Genomic DNA, 14335 nt, shown 5'->3' on the forward strand with positions numbered 1-14335 from the left:
AATAGTATCAAAAAAGAGGTTCGTTTAAACTGGTACAAAAGGAGATTAAAAGAGCATGAAAGAAGAATATGGATATTGTAGAATCTCAACCCCTAAGCAGAATATAAGCAGACAGGAGCGGAACATTTTAGAGGTTTACCCTGCTGCACACATTATTAAAGAAGTTTTCACAGGAACAAAGACAACAGGCAGAAAGGAATGGAACAAACTCTATAAATTAGTAAAGCAAGAAGCGGCAGCAGGAAAAGAGATAACAATTATCTTTGATTCTGTTTCCAGAATGTCAAGAAATGCAGACGAGGGCTTTCAACTGTATGAAGAATTATTTAATCTGGGAATCAGCCTTGTGTTCTTAAAAGAGCCACATATCAATACAGATACCTACAAGAACGCTATCAACGTAGATATTCAGATGACAGGCACAAACGCTGATATTCTATTAAAGGCGGTAAAAGAATACTTAATGCAGCTTGCAAAGGAACAAATCAGAATTGCCTTTGAACAGGCAGAAAAAGAGGTTTTAGACCTACATCAGAGGACTTCCGAGGGAATTAAAACCGCTAAACTCAACGGAAAGCAGATAGGCAGAATCAAGGGCAACAAATACACCACTAAAAAGGAGACTGCCGCTAAAGAAATCATTTTAAAGAACAGCAAGGATTTTAACGGTACAAACACAGATTCCGAGGTTATCAAGATTGCAGGAATTTCCAGAAATTCCTATTACAAATATAAGGCAGAATTAAAAGCGGCAGCAGGAAATTAGAATCCTGCTGCCCTCTGCTTTATTTTCTTTTGTCTTTCACAAAACAACAAATTTCTATTAGCAAAATCCCCCATACCAAACCATGAAAAATCGCTGCCGCTTTAAACGCTGTATTCTCAACCGCTGCTTTAAGAAAAGAATCTGGCTCACTTCCTATTCTAAGGCTGTACAATCCATAATTAACAGGCTTGTACAGCATATATCCTATTATTGTGGCGGCTGCCCCTAGCACAATAGCAATAAGCGCATAAATCATCTTATAAACCTCTTTTCTCTTATTAGTCGCACTTTCTCTCAATATTTTAGAGTTTATAACTCTATTTGTCAAGAATCATGTAGCAATCACTTATACTATTTTCGAGGTGTAAACTACATGAAATACAATGAAAGAATAAGGGAAATCAGAGAAGATAATTCCCTAACCCAACAGAAAATTGCTGACCTGCTGCACATAGGGCAAAGAACCTATGCAGACTATGAAAGTGGCAAAACAAGAATCCCTGTTGATAACCTTTTGATTCTTGCCCGATTTTACAATGTGTCTATGGACTATATCACAGGCGCAAGCAACGTAAAAACAGAATATCCAAAAGCATAGGCAGCCGCATTTCTTTGTTTTAATGCTGCTGCCTATTGTTTTAACGCTTCTTTACTTCCTCTGCTATGTAAGAATCTAAGCGGCTAATTGCTGTCTGTAATTCCTTTTGTAAGGCTCTTAAATAGTATTTTGTACAGTTGGCAAGGCATTTAGCTTCTTCCTGCTTTTTGTCGCTGTATGCGGCTTCTGCTGCCCTTAAAAGACGCAATAGCGATTCTTGATTGTACTCCACTTCTAATAAATCTCTCATAATTGAATACAGTTCTTCCATTTTGTTTTCCTCTCTTTCATGGACTTGTTTTGACTGTATACAATTACATCTTTTCGAGGTTTTTCAGTAATTCATCAATTCCCCTTTCCGAAACAGCAATATAATATTTATGTGTTACCTGACTGTTACTATGCCCCATTTGATTACATAACAAATATTCCGGCGTATTAAGTGCTGCTAAATTTGTTCCGTATGTATGCCGCAAATAATGATATTTAAACAGTATATTATGTTCTCCCTGTAACGTCCTCGAATGATATTTCATGGAATTTACGGTCTGTATTTTCCCATTCGGCAGAGAATTAACCAATTCAAGAGAAGAAATCATTTCCCCATTCAAATCCTGAATAAATGTCTGATTCTGCTGCCGCTGTAAAGCTAATTCTTTTTTGTCCTGCTCCTGCTGCCGCTTTAACATTTTGAAGTATTCCTTTAATTTGCTGCACATATAAATGGTTCTTTTGGCATTTCTGGTTTTCAGAGATACTAATTTTATCAATCCGTTTTGGTACTGCATTTGTCTGTCTATTGTAATGATACCGTTCTTTATATCCACGTTAGACCATTTTAAACCGTAGCACTCATTGATACGCAATCCGCAATACTTTCCCAACATATAAGCTGTTTCTGCATTTGTGCCTTTGAAATAGCTGTCTAGCCGCTCAATCTCTTTATCGTCAAAAGAAACAATGTCTAAATCATCATCAATCTTTAATTTAGGCATGTAGATTTTTGTATCTTTGTTTACGCACAATCTGTTGTAGGAATCCACATCAATATAATTTCTGGAATATGCCTGTCCGAAAATCAGATAAAACATTTTCAAAAAGGATTCTGTATAGGAATAGGCTCTGTTGTCCGTATAATACAGTTCTTCCAAATAATCTTGTATTTCTGCCGCTGTTATTTCATCAATGTATCTTTTCCCAAATCTGGCGCACAGATGATTGTTCCACAAGGAATCCTGCTTTTTGATAGTTGTATAGGCTTTTCCGCTCCTGCCTTTTTCACAGTATTCTTGATATACTTCTGTTACGGTCTTTCTCATAATCGTTTTTTGCGGCGGCAGCAGGGCTTTTGACTTCTCTTGTGCGATTGCTATTTCTCTTGCCTTTGCCGCCTGTTTTGCGGTTTTAAAAGGATTCCCCGATTCATTTTTTAGTTTCTTTGCTTCTTTCCTCTTGCCATTGATAACAATAGCGTAACGATAACCCCAATAACCATTTTCCAACTGATAAACTCCTGCAAATCCTGTTTCCGACATAAATAAAACCTCCTGCTAAGTGTACTTTTGTTGTACTTTCCTTGCAGGAAGTTCTTTGATAGTTCTTATAAAGTTGTACTGAAAAGTGTACCTTTGTTTTCTTGTTATTCCTTGTAAATAAAGAATTTCTAAGGCTGCTAACTTAGACGCAATCCATGACACCGTACATGAGATGGCAAGAGATGAGGCTAGACATGGCAAGGCATTTGAGGGTCTGCTGAAGAGATACTTTGGCTAATTAGAACGGTTATACATTCAGAATTTTTGAGAGGGAACAGCTTTTTGTTCCCTCTCTTTTTTGTCTTATTTTCTCTATTAGTCTGCAGTTTTTTTATTTGCCCTGGCCAGCTTCTAATTCTCTAATATGAGCGGCTAATGCGAGAGCAGCCTTTTTAAAGCATTCCATAGGCGGGTTTGTGATTCCGGCTCCTATCATGCCAACTCCTGCATCCTTGTGGGCGATTGCCGTATTAATTACAGGCAGCATACCGGACTCCAGTACCTTTCTTAAATCAATTCCCACAGGTATTCCCTTAAAATCTAAAATAGGCATTGTTACATTTGGATTTTCCGCTGATGTTATTTCGTACATTTTCTTTGAGGTGTTAATTGCCTCCTCCACAGTTCCGCCTACAAGGGGCACGATGGCTAAAGCTGCGGCCATTGCAAATCCGCCGAAGCCATATGTTTCTGATATTGCTGAATCTCCAATGTCTAACCCTGCATCCTCAGGCTTAAATCCTGCAAATAAGGGGCCGACTACCTTTTGGGAGGGGCCTGTAAACCATGTTTTTCCCTTCATTCCGCTTACTCGGATGCCAAATTCTACTCCGTTTCTGGCCATTGTTGTAAGAATCGTGCTGTATTCTATGCCGTGAGCTGCATCCATGGCGTTCTTTGCCAATGCCAGCCACGCCGGCCCTGAAAAATAATCAGAGGAAGCCACAAAGTTAAATACGTCCACCTTGTCCTTCTCAGAAAAATGAGTTTGTAAAAGATATGGAGCAAGGGCCTGAATGAAAATAGTAGTGCCTGCCACATTTCTGTTATGACACTCGTCCCCCATATGTAATGCCTGGGACAGCAGCAATCTTAAATCAATTTCCCCTGCAATTTCCATTGCCTCTTTCAGCATAGGTCCTAAAACGTCCCTCATCCAAATCAGCCTGTCTATTACACTTTGGTCGTTGGCTCCCATTCGCAGTATTTTAGACATTTGTTCACTTAAATTTGTATAAGAAATGTTGCCGTATGTTTTGTTTTCTAATATGTGAACATACATAGAGGCAGATGTTACTCCTGCCATGGAGCCTACCGTATCATGTTCATGGCATGGGGAAAACTCAATTTCTCCAGAGGCGGCCAGCTTCTCTGCCTCCTCTATATTTTCTGCCAGACCTTCAAATACAAGAGCCCCTGTTACAGCTCCCTTCATGGCCCCGCACATATTTTCCCAATTGATAGGCGGCCCTGCGTGAATAATCATGTTTTTCTTCATGCCAGGAATAACGTTAATGGCCTTGTCAAAGCCTATGAGCACTGGCCTTGACTGTATAATTCTTTCAACAACCTGTTTATTGGCCTCATCTATTTTGTTTTTAATATGTTCTGTCTCCAAATAGTCCAAAGCTTCTAAAACCGCCTCATCTCCGCCTGCCGGAGGAACAAATTTAACCTGATTCACTTTCACGCCTTGTTTTGTCAAATCATTTTGGAACATTTCCAATCCTATATTTACAACTTCCAAATCCTGACTGAAAAATTTATTTTTCATTTAAGCCTCCTCCTTTTCTACAAAGCCTCTGGAAAGCAGGCCTGTATTCTCACTGCTGCTGGAAATAGTTACCCCTGCATCCATCAGCTTTTTCACCTGCAGGTCAAAGTTCTGAGGATCCAATTCTGTTCCCAGAACAAATCCCAGGATTTCTATATGTCTGCCCTCCTTTTCTGCTATGGCCTTTGCTTCCCGGATAGCCGGCAGAGTCACCTCCACAGGATCTTCATGGGAACCATATCCTAAAATAATATCAAGGGCAATCACTCCCACCTCCGGATCTCTGGCCTCTTTTACAATTCTTTCCAGCCTCAAGCTTGGCTCTATCATTGGATGAGGTTTGCCCTGAGTAAACTGATCGTCCCCAAAATCTATAAATGTGTGAGCCCTGCTCTCATCTGTATGGCTCAGCTTATATACAGGATCTTTTGACAAATTGCTATATACATTAGAGTATTTTTCTCTGACAAGGGAAGTAACCTCCTCACAGATAGTACCGCCGCAGAATAAGCCTCTTATGTATTTCTGCTGAGGATTTAATTTTGCCTTAACCTCTTCAATTAACGGAAGATTCAAAGCGTGTTTGTTAATTGTTTCCTCCGGCACGCCTGATAAAATCACTGCCTGTAACGCGGCCTGCTTTGTAGTTTTCCCATAATACGCCCCGGAAGCTTCTATTTCTTCCTTATTGCCGCCAATAAAACAGATCACCACAGGCTTAGAAATCTTTTTTACCTCTTTATATATCTTTTCTGCCACTGCTTTTGCAGGCGGTTTTGATACCAGAACAATTATTTCTGTTCCTTCATCTTCAGCCAGAGCCCCCATTCCGTCTAACATCATAATCCCTCCTACCTCTTCAGAGAGATCCCTGCCTCCTGTTCCGATTAATTGTGAAACTCCTCCGCCAAAGTCGTGAATCCTGACGCTGACCTCCTGAGCTCCTGTTCCTGAAGCAGCCACAATGCCTATTTTGCCTTTTCTGATCTTGTTGGCAAAGCAAAGGCCCTGACCGTTAATAATAGCTGTGCCGCAGTCCGGCCCCATCACAAACAGTCCTTTCTCATGGGCCTCTTTTTTCAGGCTTATTTCCTCCTCTAAGGATACATTATCGCTGAACATCATAACATGCAGCCCCTGATTTAAGGCTTTCCTGGCCACCCGCGCAGCGTAGGCCCCAGGCACTGATATAACAGCTAAATTGGCGTTCTCATTTTCCTGTACAGCCGCCTCCACGCTGGAGTATACAATATCAGCAGTTTCCTTATTCTCACTCTTTCTCATCATGGCTTCTTCCACTTTTTTCACCAGCTCATCCAGGTCATATCCCTCCCGGCTTTCCACCACGATCATCAAATCGCCTTTGCCTGCTGCTTCTGCCTCCTCTGTGTACAGCCCAACGTTTTTTAAAACATCCTTGTTCATGGCTGTTCCCATAGCCACGTTCACCTGTTTCACTCCCTCAATGCTGTTTGCCCTTGTGGAAAGCGTCATCAGGGAAACGGAATCAAAATATGTATTCTTTTTTATGATTGTCCTAATTGGCATAATCCTTCTCCTTTTCCACTAATATTTTATATCCAGTTAAGATCCCATAAAGCAGGTCCCGGCCTGATGAATGTCCAATAGCCATTACCTTTCTCAGAATCTCTCCTATGTTTTTTGAACGGGCAAGGGCCTCTGCAGCTTCTGACAGAATACTTCTGTAAAAGCCTTTAGACGCTCTGTAAAGCCCTTCATAGCTGATATCTGTTGTCTCTTCCCTGGAATCTTTAATAATTTCCTCTAAAATGCTGTGCAGGTGTTTTGCAGGGGAATTATCCAGGCCCAGCACCAGGAATATTCCCATCAGCACATCATCCCCGGAGGGCGTAAGCCCCTGCCCCAGTCCCAGCAGCCCCTTTCCCGCCTGAATGATCTGCTCTCTGTCATCCTCCAGAAAAGCCTTCTGAACCAGCCTTGTTCTTTGAACCACCATCTGAAACGCCGCCGTCTCAAAACTGTATATTGCTTCAGGTCCATTGGCATATATAAAGCTTTCAAGGTATTTCAGATTTTTCTCCAGCAAATCGCCGCTGCTTTTATAAACTCCTCTTTTTAAAACATAATGCTCTGCATGAGAAATATCTAATATTCTAGGTCCGATTATTATTCTTTTTTCATGGAAATAAACAGCTTCCCCTGCACAAATCTTACAGTCCTGAAATTCATCAATATCTACCAGAATTGAAATGGGAGCATAATCCATTTTTCTTGTCACCAGAGAAATCATATTTTCATCTTCATCTGTTAAGTTAACTGTCCTGCGAAATACGGAATGCACCTTTCCGTATTTTGGCCCCTGGCTTAACATTTCCCCAATTTGGTTATGTAATGAAATTCCTCTCCACATTTCAATTCTCCTATGCAGAATTTTACTTATTCATCATCTTTCTTACAGCCTCCAGCTCATTTAAGTACATGGGGGAGGCATTTTCTTTCGCCGCCTTTTCAAGTAGTTCTAATGCCATCTTATATTCCTTTAACAATACAAGGGACTGGGCCTTATGAAGCACATAAAGTGGATTTTTAGGGTCTGCCTCAATGGCTTGATCCATTGCCTCCACAGCCTCTCTATGACGTCCTAAGGTTCTTAAACTGTTGGCTTTATGGAATAAATAATCGTACCTGGCAGGCTCCTTAGAAAGCAATCTGTCCATCTCTTCTACAGCAGCCTCATGCATTCCCAGCTCTCTCAGATAATTGGATTTATGATACCTGTAGAAGAAATAGTCTGGATTTGTCTGGATTGCTTTATCATATTCTTCCAATGCCTCTTTTACCCGTTTCATAGTTCTGAAAACATTTGCGCGGTAAAACAGAAATTCCGGATATTCCTCCCCATATTTTTGGTAAATAGAAAGGGCCTCCTCATATCTCTCCAAAAGGGTATAACAGTATCCCAGAAGATAGCACTGTTCAGGCGTATCCCCGCCGCCCAGCTTTAAAATAGCCTCCTCATACTTTTCATGTTCAATAAGTTCTCTGATTTCTTTATAGTTGACCTTTTCTTCTCCTGCAAGCAGAGCTGTAACCTGAGCCTCTCCTCTGGATTCTGCCCAATCCTTTGCCGTCTTCCCTTCGTTATCCTTTAAACCGGGATCTGCCCCATTCTCCAGAAGCTTTCTAATAATGTCACAGTATAAAAAGCCTCCGTTGCCCAGTATGACAGCCTCCTGAAGAGCGCTCCAGCCCAGATTATTTACATGATTTACCGGCACTCCGGCTTTCAAAGCAATTTCTACAGTTTTTAAGTACCCCTTTTCACTGCTGGGCAGCAGCACTGTTCCCCCAAACCGGTTGATGGAAGTAATTTCCGGCTGATACTTTAAAGCTGCCTGCAGAATTTTGTGAAATCCATTGGCTCCTGCGCACAGCCATGGGCTGAGCATTGTATAGTCTCTAATATTCAGGTCCGCCCCTTTATCTAACAGTAATTCTGCCATGTGCAAATCATTATTCATAACTGCAATCATCAGCGCCGTTCTGCCATTTTCGTCCTGCTCGTCTACAGGTATTCCCATATGAAGCAATGCTTCTGCCTGTTTTATATGGCCATCTCCCACAGCCTTTAAAAGTTCTAAGCTCATACTCGTCTTTTCCTTTCATTATATTGCAGATTTGTCTTTATCCTTTAATCCGAATCGTCTCAGCCGGCGTATGGCAGGAAAGGTTTTCATATCCGTTTTCTGTTACAACATAACAATTTCCAATATTGGCGCCTGCGACCATAGTTTCCGTCCACTGTGGATGCAGCACAAAAACCATACCTTTCTTACATGTATCTGTGTTGTGAGATGTAACCTCCAGATCGTGTGGATTTCCGTGCATTCCCGTTCCATGTCCCAGATTTGGATTGTGAGGACCTGTTACCGGGGGATAAACATGCATAAGTTTACGGCCAGTACGCTCTAAGTCTACATCCGGCACATACTGCAAAGGAATTTCCAAAGCAGACAAATCGTCATTAGGCGCCCAGTTATACGGCATTGTAGCCGTTATGTTATCTTTTAAATATCCCTTTTCAATAAATACAGAAAAACCTGCCTCATTAATATCACAGATGCGGACCCCCGGGCGGATCATTTTCTCCGCTCTGTACAATGACTCTGTACAAATATTCAGCACTTCCTCCTGTTTTGGAGTAATATCTCCCACTGCAATCATTCTGGCCATCTGAGCTGTATATCCCCTGTAAGAAATTCCGGAAACATAGAAATTAATCAGATCTCCCGGAACAATGGTGTGGCCGTAGGCCTTTCCAATATGAGTTCCCCACTGATTTATGCCAATCTGGTAGCCGTCGGCATTTTCTCCTCCCCTGGCCAGCTGGGCAAATGTAAAAGCAGCATACAGCTCATAATCTGTAACTCCTGGTTTACATGCGTGACATGCGGCCTGAAAACCAATATCCATCAGCTGAGCAGAGGCGCGGATCTGGTCAATCTCACTTTCTGTCCTCAGGCGCTGCATATGTCTGATTACATGAGTTTCATCAGCAAATTTTGCTTTTGGAAGCAATTCCTTTAAAGCAGCCCAATGTTTTCCTGAGGAGCCGTCGCCCATTAATCCGATGCTGGCTGACTGAAATCCCATACTTGCCAATTCTTTCGCCACGCCTTCTATCAGCTTTTCCTCTGACAGCGCCGGGCGTCCAGAATACTCCCGTCCTAATGCTCCAACCTGATATAATTTCTCAACTCCCACAGCCTCTCCCCAGGACGGCGGCAGAATCACTGCCTGAGTATAAAAGGAAAACAGCACAAGCCCTTTTCTGCTGTCTGAAGGAATGATTAATATACCTTCCCTGTTCCAATCGCACAAATATCTTAAATATTTATTTGACGTATGGTAATTTAACACTCCGTTGGCATTTACTAAAGTAACATCATGTTCTCCGTGAATGGCCTTCTGTCTGATATGGGCAATTCTGTCCTGGAATTCCTCTTCCGGTATTGCCTTTGGCGGTATAAATTCAAAATCCGGCTCAAAGCCGTCTAAAAGCTTTTCAAAACGTTTATCTAACATCATTATTTTCAGCTCCTTTATTTTATAAATTTTTCGGTTTTTATCACTCAGTTTTGGTTCTGTGCCTAAACTGAGTTTCCTGCTTTTTTCTCCCTGGAAAACAGCACCATTCCTATAATCACAGTGGACATTAGTCCCACTCCTAAAATATAAATAGGGATTCTGTTATAAAGCACCACAGAGGCGGCAAATGGAATCAGAATAAAGTTCCAGAAAAATACAGCGTTATAAACTCCTAAGGCCTCATAAATACAGGATTTATTTTCTGGGTCCACCGCCCGAACCAGAGAAAGCCCCTGAGGATTAGAGCCTGTACACATTCCAAAAAGCATAAGGCTTTTCTCAAACCACTGAGGATGGCCAATTTTCTTCATCCATATAAATATAAACAAGCCAGTGACCGTCATGCTGATTAATGCATGTAAAAACAAAGGCGCAAATAACTTGCTGACAACATCCAGCTGAATTGTGGCGCAGGCAGCCAGAATAATCATTTCCAATGTAAAGTTGCTGATCTGGTTTACTGTATCTTTATCTACAAATTTATCTAATTTCAGCTTGCGCATAACAGGCCACAAAATCAAACCGCCCACTAATCCCCACAGCATAGCGCCTATATTGCCGAAAAACGGAATCACCTGAGCCAGACCGGCAAAGATTAATTCGCCCAGTTTTATAGCCACGGCAATAATTCCCAGCTGCAAAGCAATTCCAGTAACATTTGTAGGGTTTACTGTAGTTTTTCCTAATGCTTCTCTTTTCTCCTCAGGAAGAGTGCCGCGGAAAAAATATTTTGGCTGATTTGCAATATCATGTGTAAAAGTAGCCCATCCTTTGCGGACGCCGTAGTTTGCTATTATCATACCTGGAATCATTGCAAACAAAATACCAATGGTAGCCATAACCATTCCAATACTTTGAGCGCCTAACATGCCTTCAGGATCAATAACTTCAGAAACTACAGGAACTGTTCCGTGGGAACCATGATAAGCCGCAACCCCCATTAATCCCCAGCCCTCTGGAAGATCAGGCCAGAATTTAATAAATAAGGCTCCCAGCAAAAGTCCGAATATCATCTGGAATCCAAAAGCTGTCATATTTGCAAAAGTAAAGTCTAGATGCTGGTATATTCTTTTTGCGGATACTGTAACGCCTATAGGCACGCAAGCCATAATAATACGCATACCAATACTTGTAATATCTGTGAAAGCCACTGGAATTTCAATGATGCCTAACACCTGCTGCCCTAAAATCAGTCCTAAAAATCCTCCGATTAAGCTGGCCGGCAGAAGCACCTTTTGTAACGGCGGCACCAATTCTCGGATTACAACACCTGCAATTAAAAGTAAACCAAATAAAATCATTGCATTATACATATCTAACATTATTTTCCCCTCCTTATTATCTCAGCATTCTTTCCCCGGTGAATGCGTATAGCTATTGCCTGCAAAGACAGATTCCCTTCCCTCCTTTCAGCCTGTCCTGCTGATTTTTGATTATGAATATCCATAATCTTTTCTTTATTTCTTGTTCCTCCTATTTATTTTTTTCCATTATAAAATTTTACAGTAGGTTTAACATTGTACGATTAATACCAAAAGACCCGGTTCTTATTGGTTAAATAATACAAATAAGCGCAGAGATTCTTATGGTATAATCAAAGGGAACTTCTGGTTCCCACAGTTTTATAAAATAAGGAGGCAGTATGTTAACAGTTAGAAAATTTCTTGAATTGCCGGCTTTTCAGGAGCTGAAAATCGTTTCCGGCTTTCAGGGCTTAGACAACGTAATATCCAGCGTAAATATTATGGATAATCCTGACGCCCTTGACTGGTTTTCCCCAGGAGAACTGCTTTTAACTTCAGGCTATTTTTTTAAGGACAGCATTGATATACAAAATCAGGTTGTCAGGCAGCTGAGAAGCATTAATTGTCCCGCTTTATGCATTAAGCCCAAAAGATATCTGGGAAGTATTCCCCAAAATATTATTATGTTATCAGAGGAACTGAATCTTCCGGTTATTGAGCTTCCATACGGAATGCCTTTTTCAAGAATATCTAATATTATTCAGGAGGAAATATCAGGCAATTATGATGTTTTAAATAAAAAATCCCTGGACATACACGAGACATTTTTCAAAATCTCTCTCCAGGGCAGAGGCGTCTCGAAAATTTCCAAGGTGTTGTCTGAAATGATATCAAACCCTGTAATACTTATGGATAAATATTTCAATATTATCAACTGGTCTGATATAGAGGAAAATCCTTATCCGTTAAAGGAGTATATCGGAGGCCACTTAGATAAATTTATTCTTAATACAGAGTATATTGCTTCACTTCCCCCTGAGTTTGAACTTCTCCAGAAACCTTTGGCCAGAGAGCTGGATATAGGCGGGCATATGATTGACACTGTAATTACTTCTGTTTATATACAAAATATTCACTACGGCTATATTCTGGTTTGGAAAACAGTGAGAGACTTGTCTGATATTGACTACATTGCTTTGGAGCACAGCACCATGTCTTTTGCTTTAGAGCGCATCAGAAATAATGAAATCCAGAGGATGAAAAACAGAATCAGACAGGATTTTTTAGATGATCTTCTTATGGGAAATATTACGGATGCAGAAAACCTGAAATATCTTTGCGATATTCACAGAATTAATATTAATTTGTCTTACGCTCCTATTGTGTTATCTTTAAATTTCCACAGCCATGAAGATTATGATTTGATTGAGAAGAAAACATATGAGGACGGGAAGGTTCAGGAGCTTTTAAACTTTCTCGATAATTTTGGAAACAACAAATCTTATACCATTCTCAGTCTAAGTATTCACGGTCAAATCCGTATTTTAATCGGATTCAGGAAAAATGTTTTTGACGGCGGAATTCAGTCTATGAAAATCCTGTGCAGCGAATTGGTGGAGGAGGCGGAAAGCGGCATTGAAGGCATATCTATCCGCGCCGGCATCGGCGGCACCGCTAAAAGCTTAATGGACCTGCACTATTACTTTAATCAGGCTTTGGAAGCGCTGCGCCTTGCTAAAAACGGTCCTGCCCAAAAAAGAATCTGTCATTTTGACGATTTTGTAGTACATAATTTTCTGGAGGAAAATGTAAGCAATATTGAGATGAGGAAATTTTTTGAAAATACATTAGGCCAATTATATCAATATGACAAGGATTTCGGCACAGACCTGATCGCCACCTTAGAGGCCTGGATAGAAAATAACCTTAATATTGCAAAAACCTCCCGGTATTTGTACACACACAGAAATACTGTTTTGTACAGAATGGATAAGATTTCAAGTATATTAAATTCAAATCTAAAGGATGCAAACGAGCTTTTAAAGTACCAGCTGGCTTTAAAAATTTACAGGCTGCTGGAGCTGTGATCCTTGTGGTCTCCCCCTTCTGCAGATCCTTTTTACAAATCTATTTATAGGCAAATCTGCCTGCAGAAGGGGATAAATGCCTTTAATCAGGAATAATCCTGGTTCCGTTTTCCCCTGTGATTGCTCCTTTTAATCCTCCAATAGAAGTAATTAAGGCAGTTTTTCTGCATGTTTCCACAAAGCTGACGGCAGCCTCTATTTTAGGCCCCATACTGCCGGGAGGAAACTGCCCTTCTTTCACATAACCTTTTATTTCTTTAAGACCAATACGGGAAAGAAATCTTTGGGCAGGCTTCCCGAAATGTACAGCTACCTGGTCTACTCCAGTCAGCATAATCAAAAGATCAGCCCCTATTTCTCTGGCTAAAAGTGAGGAAGCATAATCCTTATCAATCACTGCCTCCACGCCTGCATATCCGCTTTCCTGTTTTACTACCGGAATTCCTCCCCCTCCCGCGGCAATAACCAGAAAATCTTTATCCAACAAAGCCTTAATTCCATCCTTTTCCAAAATATTTAAAGGCTTTGGCGAGGCCACAACTCTCCTGTATCCTCTGCCGCTGTCCTCCTTCATCATATACCCTTTTTCATTTTCCAGGCGCTCCTTTTCTGCTAAGGTGAAAAATGGGCCCACTGGCTTTGTAGGATTTTTAAACCCGGAATCATTTTCATCTACAAGTACACGGGTTATTATTGATATAATGTTTTTATTTGTATTTCTTTTTGCCATAACATTTTCTAAGGCCTGCTTAATCAGATATCCTAAAAGTCCCTGAGTCTCAGCCCCACAGGCGTCCATTGGATAAGGCGGTATCATATCCTTTGCCGTTTCCTGCTTAATAAGTGTATTTCCAATTTGAGGGCCGTTTCCATGAGTTAAAACCACATGGTATCCGGCTTCTATTAAATCTATAATAGGAGCGCAGCATTTACTTATATTCTCCATCTGCTCTTTTAACGTGCCCTTCTGCCCTTCTTGTATAATAGCATTTCCGCCTATTGCAACTACTGCAGTTTTCATATAACACCATCCCTCCCTTTTGCCGTCCTTACTATCAGCGTACATTGATGGTATCATATTTAAAAATGGTTCTGGATGGTTAAATCATACAAAAAAACATGGATTGCACTGTACAGAACATCTGAACCCATATGATCTGTTTTAATTAAAAACTACTTTTCGTTGATAAATGTTATATTT

At 40.8% G+C, this 14335-nt stretch carries 14 protein-coding genes and 1 pseudogene; 4 read left to right on the forward strand and 11 right to left on the reverse strand.

All coding sequences use genetic code 11. The features are described 5' to 3' along the window. The first annotated feature begins 55 nt into the window (after positions 1-55). A complete protein-coding gene (locus C1A07_RS07170) occupies positions 56-766 on the forward strand; it encodes a recombinase family protein (protein ID WP_101876504.1) in 711 nt (236 codons plus the stop codon). A gap of 19 nt (positions 767-785) precedes the next feature. On the opposite strand, the gene C1A07_RS07175 is transcribed toward C1A07_RS07170, so the two are convergent. Further along, positions 786-1022: a hypothetical protein gene (locus tag C1A07_RS07175; RefSeq protein WP_101876505.1), complete on the reverse strand. Its 237-nt coding sequence runs from the start codon at positions 1020-1022 to the stop codon at positions 786-788. A 117-nt stretch (positions 1023-1139) separates the two neighbouring features. Here C1A07_RS07175 and C1A07_RS07180 point away from each other — a divergent pair, with 117 nt between their 5' ends. Beyond that, positions 1140-1364 (forward strand): helix-turn-helix domain-containing protein, encoded by a 225-nt coding sequence (locus C1A07_RS07180; protein WP_101876506.1) that lies wholly within the window; start codon positions 1140-1142, stop codon positions 1362-1364. Positions 1365-1404: 40 nt separating this feature from the next. Here C1A07_RS07180 and C1A07_RS07185 read toward each other — a convergent pair whose 3' ends face one another. Both C1A07_RS07185 and C1A07_RS07190 read right to left on the reverse strand, forming a co-directional pair. Then, on the reverse strand, positions 1405-1635 hold the full coding sequence (locus C1A07_RS07185; protein ID WP_101876507.1) for a hypothetical protein: 231 nt from the start codon (positions 1633-1635) through the stop codon (positions 1405-1407). A 43-nt stretch (positions 1636-1678) separates the two neighbouring features. Then, the gene (locus C1A07_RS07190) at positions 1679-2899 is read right to left on the reverse strand and encodes a tyrosine-type recombinase/integrase (RefSeq protein WP_101876508.1); all 1221 of its coding nucleotides are present in this window, start codon (positions 2897-2899) and stop codon (positions 1679-1681) included. A 127-nt stretch (positions 2900-3026) separates the two neighbouring features. Here C1A07_RS07190 and C1A07_RS16750 point away from each other — a divergent pair. Beyond that, a pseudogene (locus C1A07_RS16750) lies at positions 3027-3137 on the forward strand (NADH peroxidase); the annotation flags it as partial. 93 nt (positions 3138-3230) lie between these two features. Here the strand turns inward: C1A07_RS16750 and C1A07_RS07200 are convergent. The 7 genes from C1A07_RS07200 to C1A07_RS16535 all read right to left on the reverse strand — a co-directional run bounded on the left by C1A07_RS07200 (position 3231) and on the right by C1A07_RS16535 (position 11250). Further along, positions 3231-4673, reverse strand: coding sequence for a YlbE family protein (locus tag C1A07_RS07200; RefSeq protein WP_101876509.1), 1443 nt, complete (start codon positions 4671-4673; stop codon positions 3231-3233). Continuing rightward, positions 4674-6221 carry an acyl-CoA synthetase FdrA gene (gene fdrA, locus C1A07_RS07205; protein ID WP_101876510.1) on the reverse strand — a complete coding sequence of 516 codons (1548 nt, stop codon included), beginning with the start codon at positions 6219-6221 and terminating at the stop codon, positions 4674-4676. It lies immediately after the preceding gene. Continuing rightward, positions 6211-7065 (reverse strand): DUF2877 domain-containing protein, encoded by an 855-nt coding sequence (locus C1A07_RS07210; protein ID WP_101876511.1) that lies wholly within the window; start codon positions 7063-7065, stop codon positions 6211-6213. The genes fdrA and C1A07_RS07210 overlap by 11 nt, the downstream gene beginning before the upstream one ends. A 22-nt stretch (positions 7066-7087) precedes the next feature. Beyond that, positions 7088-8302 carry an ankyrin repeat domain-containing protein gene (locus C1A07_RS07215; protein ID WP_101876512.1) on the reverse strand — a complete coding sequence of 405 codons (1215 nt, stop codon included), beginning with the start codon at positions 8300-8302 and terminating at the stop codon, positions 7088-7090. Positions 8303-8339: 37 nt separating this feature from the next. Continuing rightward, positions 8340-9743 (reverse strand): M24 family metallopeptidase, encoded by a 1404-nt coding sequence (locus C1A07_RS07220; RefSeq protein ID WP_101876513.1) that lies wholly within the window; start codon positions 9741-9743, stop codon positions 8340-8342. Positions 9744-9805: 62 nt separating this feature from the next. After that, positions 9806-11125, reverse strand: coding sequence for a sodium/glutamate symporter (locus C1A07_RS07225; protein ID WP_101876514.1), 1320 nt, complete (start codon positions 11123-11125; stop codon positions 9806-9808). Then, positions 11125-11250, reverse strand: coding sequence for a hypothetical protein (locus C1A07_RS16535; RefSeq protein ID WP_278321054.1), 126 nt, complete (start codon positions 11248-11250; stop codon positions 11125-11127). Before C1A07_RS16535 ends, C1A07_RS07225 begins: the two co-directional genes overlap by 1 nt. Positions 11251-11445: 195 nt before the next feature. On the opposite strand from C1A07_RS16535, the gene C1A07_RS07230 reads away from it, so the two are divergent. Continuing rightward, positions 11446-13134: a PucR family transcriptional regulator gene (locus C1A07_RS07230; protein ID WP_101876515.1), complete on the forward strand. Its 1689-nt coding sequence runs from the start codon at positions 11446-11448 to the stop codon at positions 13132-13134. Between the two features lie 82 nt (positions 13135-13216). Here C1A07_RS07230 and arcC read toward each other — a convergent pair whose 3' ends face one another. Next, positions 13217-14155, reverse strand: coding sequence for a carbamate kinase (gene arcC, locus C1A07_RS07235; protein ID WP_101876516.1), 939 nt, complete (start codon positions 14153-14155; stop codon positions 13217-13219). Positions 14156-14335 lie beyond the last annotated feature (180 nt).

This window comes from Lachnoclostridium edouardi (genome assembly GCF_900240245.1).
GTDB classification, from domain to species: Bacteria; Bacillota; Clostridia; order Lachnospirales; family Lachnospiraceae; genus Lachnoclostridium_A; species Lachnoclostridium_A edouardi.

Excerpts from the sequence above, each read along its gene's own strand:
- C1A07_RS07170 (WP_101876504.1), top strand. The coding sequence starts at position 56 with ATGAAAGAAGAATATGGATATTGTAGAATCTCAACCCCTAAGCAGAAT.
- C1A07_RS07175 (WP_101876505.1), bottom strand. The coding sequence starts at position 1,022 with ATGATTTATGCGCTTATTGCTATTGTGCTAGGGGCAGCCGCCACAATA.
- C1A07_RS07180 (WP_101876506.1), top strand. The coding sequence starts at position 1,140 with ATGAAATACAATGAAAGAATAAGGGAAATCAGAGAAGATAATTCCCTA.
- C1A07_RS07185 (WP_101876507.1), bottom strand. The coding sequence starts at position 1,635 with ATGGAAGAACTGTATTCAATTATGAGAGATTTATTAGAAGTGGAGTAC.
- C1A07_RS07190 (WP_101876508.1), bottom strand. The coding sequence starts at position 2,899 with ATGTCGGAAACAGGATTTGCAGGAGTTTATCAGTTGGAAAATGGTTAT.
- C1A07_RS07200 (WP_101876509.1), bottom strand. The coding sequence starts at position 4,673 with ATGAAAAATAAATTTTTCAGTCAGGATTTGGAAGTTGTAAATATAGGA.
- fdrA (WP_101876510.1), bottom strand. The coding sequence starts at position 6,221 with ATGCCAATTAGGACAATCATAAAAAAGAATACATATTTTGATTCCGTT.
- C1A07_RS07210 (WP_101876511.1), bottom strand. The coding sequence starts at position 7,065 with ATGTGGAGAGGAATTTCATTACATAACCAAATTGGGGAAATGTTAAGC.
- C1A07_RS07215 (WP_101876512.1), bottom strand. The coding sequence starts at position 8,302 with ATGAGCTTAGAACTTTTAAAGGCTGTGGGAGATGGCCATATAAAACAG.
- C1A07_RS07220 (WP_101876513.1), bottom strand. The coding sequence starts at position 9,743 with ATGATGTTAGATAAACGTTTTGAAAAGCTTTTAGACGGCTTTGAGCCG.
- C1A07_RS07225 (WP_101876514.1), bottom strand. The coding sequence starts at position 11,125 with ATGTTAGATATGTATAATGCAATGATTTTATTTGGTTTACTTTTAATT.
- C1A07_RS16535 (WP_278321054.1), bottom strand. The coding sequence starts at position 11,250 with ATGGATATTCATAATCAAAAATCAGCAGGACAGGCTGAAAGGAGGGAA.
- C1A07_RS07230 (WP_101876515.1), top strand. The coding sequence starts at position 11,446 with ATGTTAACAGTTAGAAAATTTCTTGAATTGCCGGCTTTTCAGGAGCTG.
- arcC (WP_101876516.1), bottom strand. The coding sequence starts at position 14,155 with ATGAAAACTGCAGTAGTTGCAATAGGCGGAAATGCTATTATACAAGAA.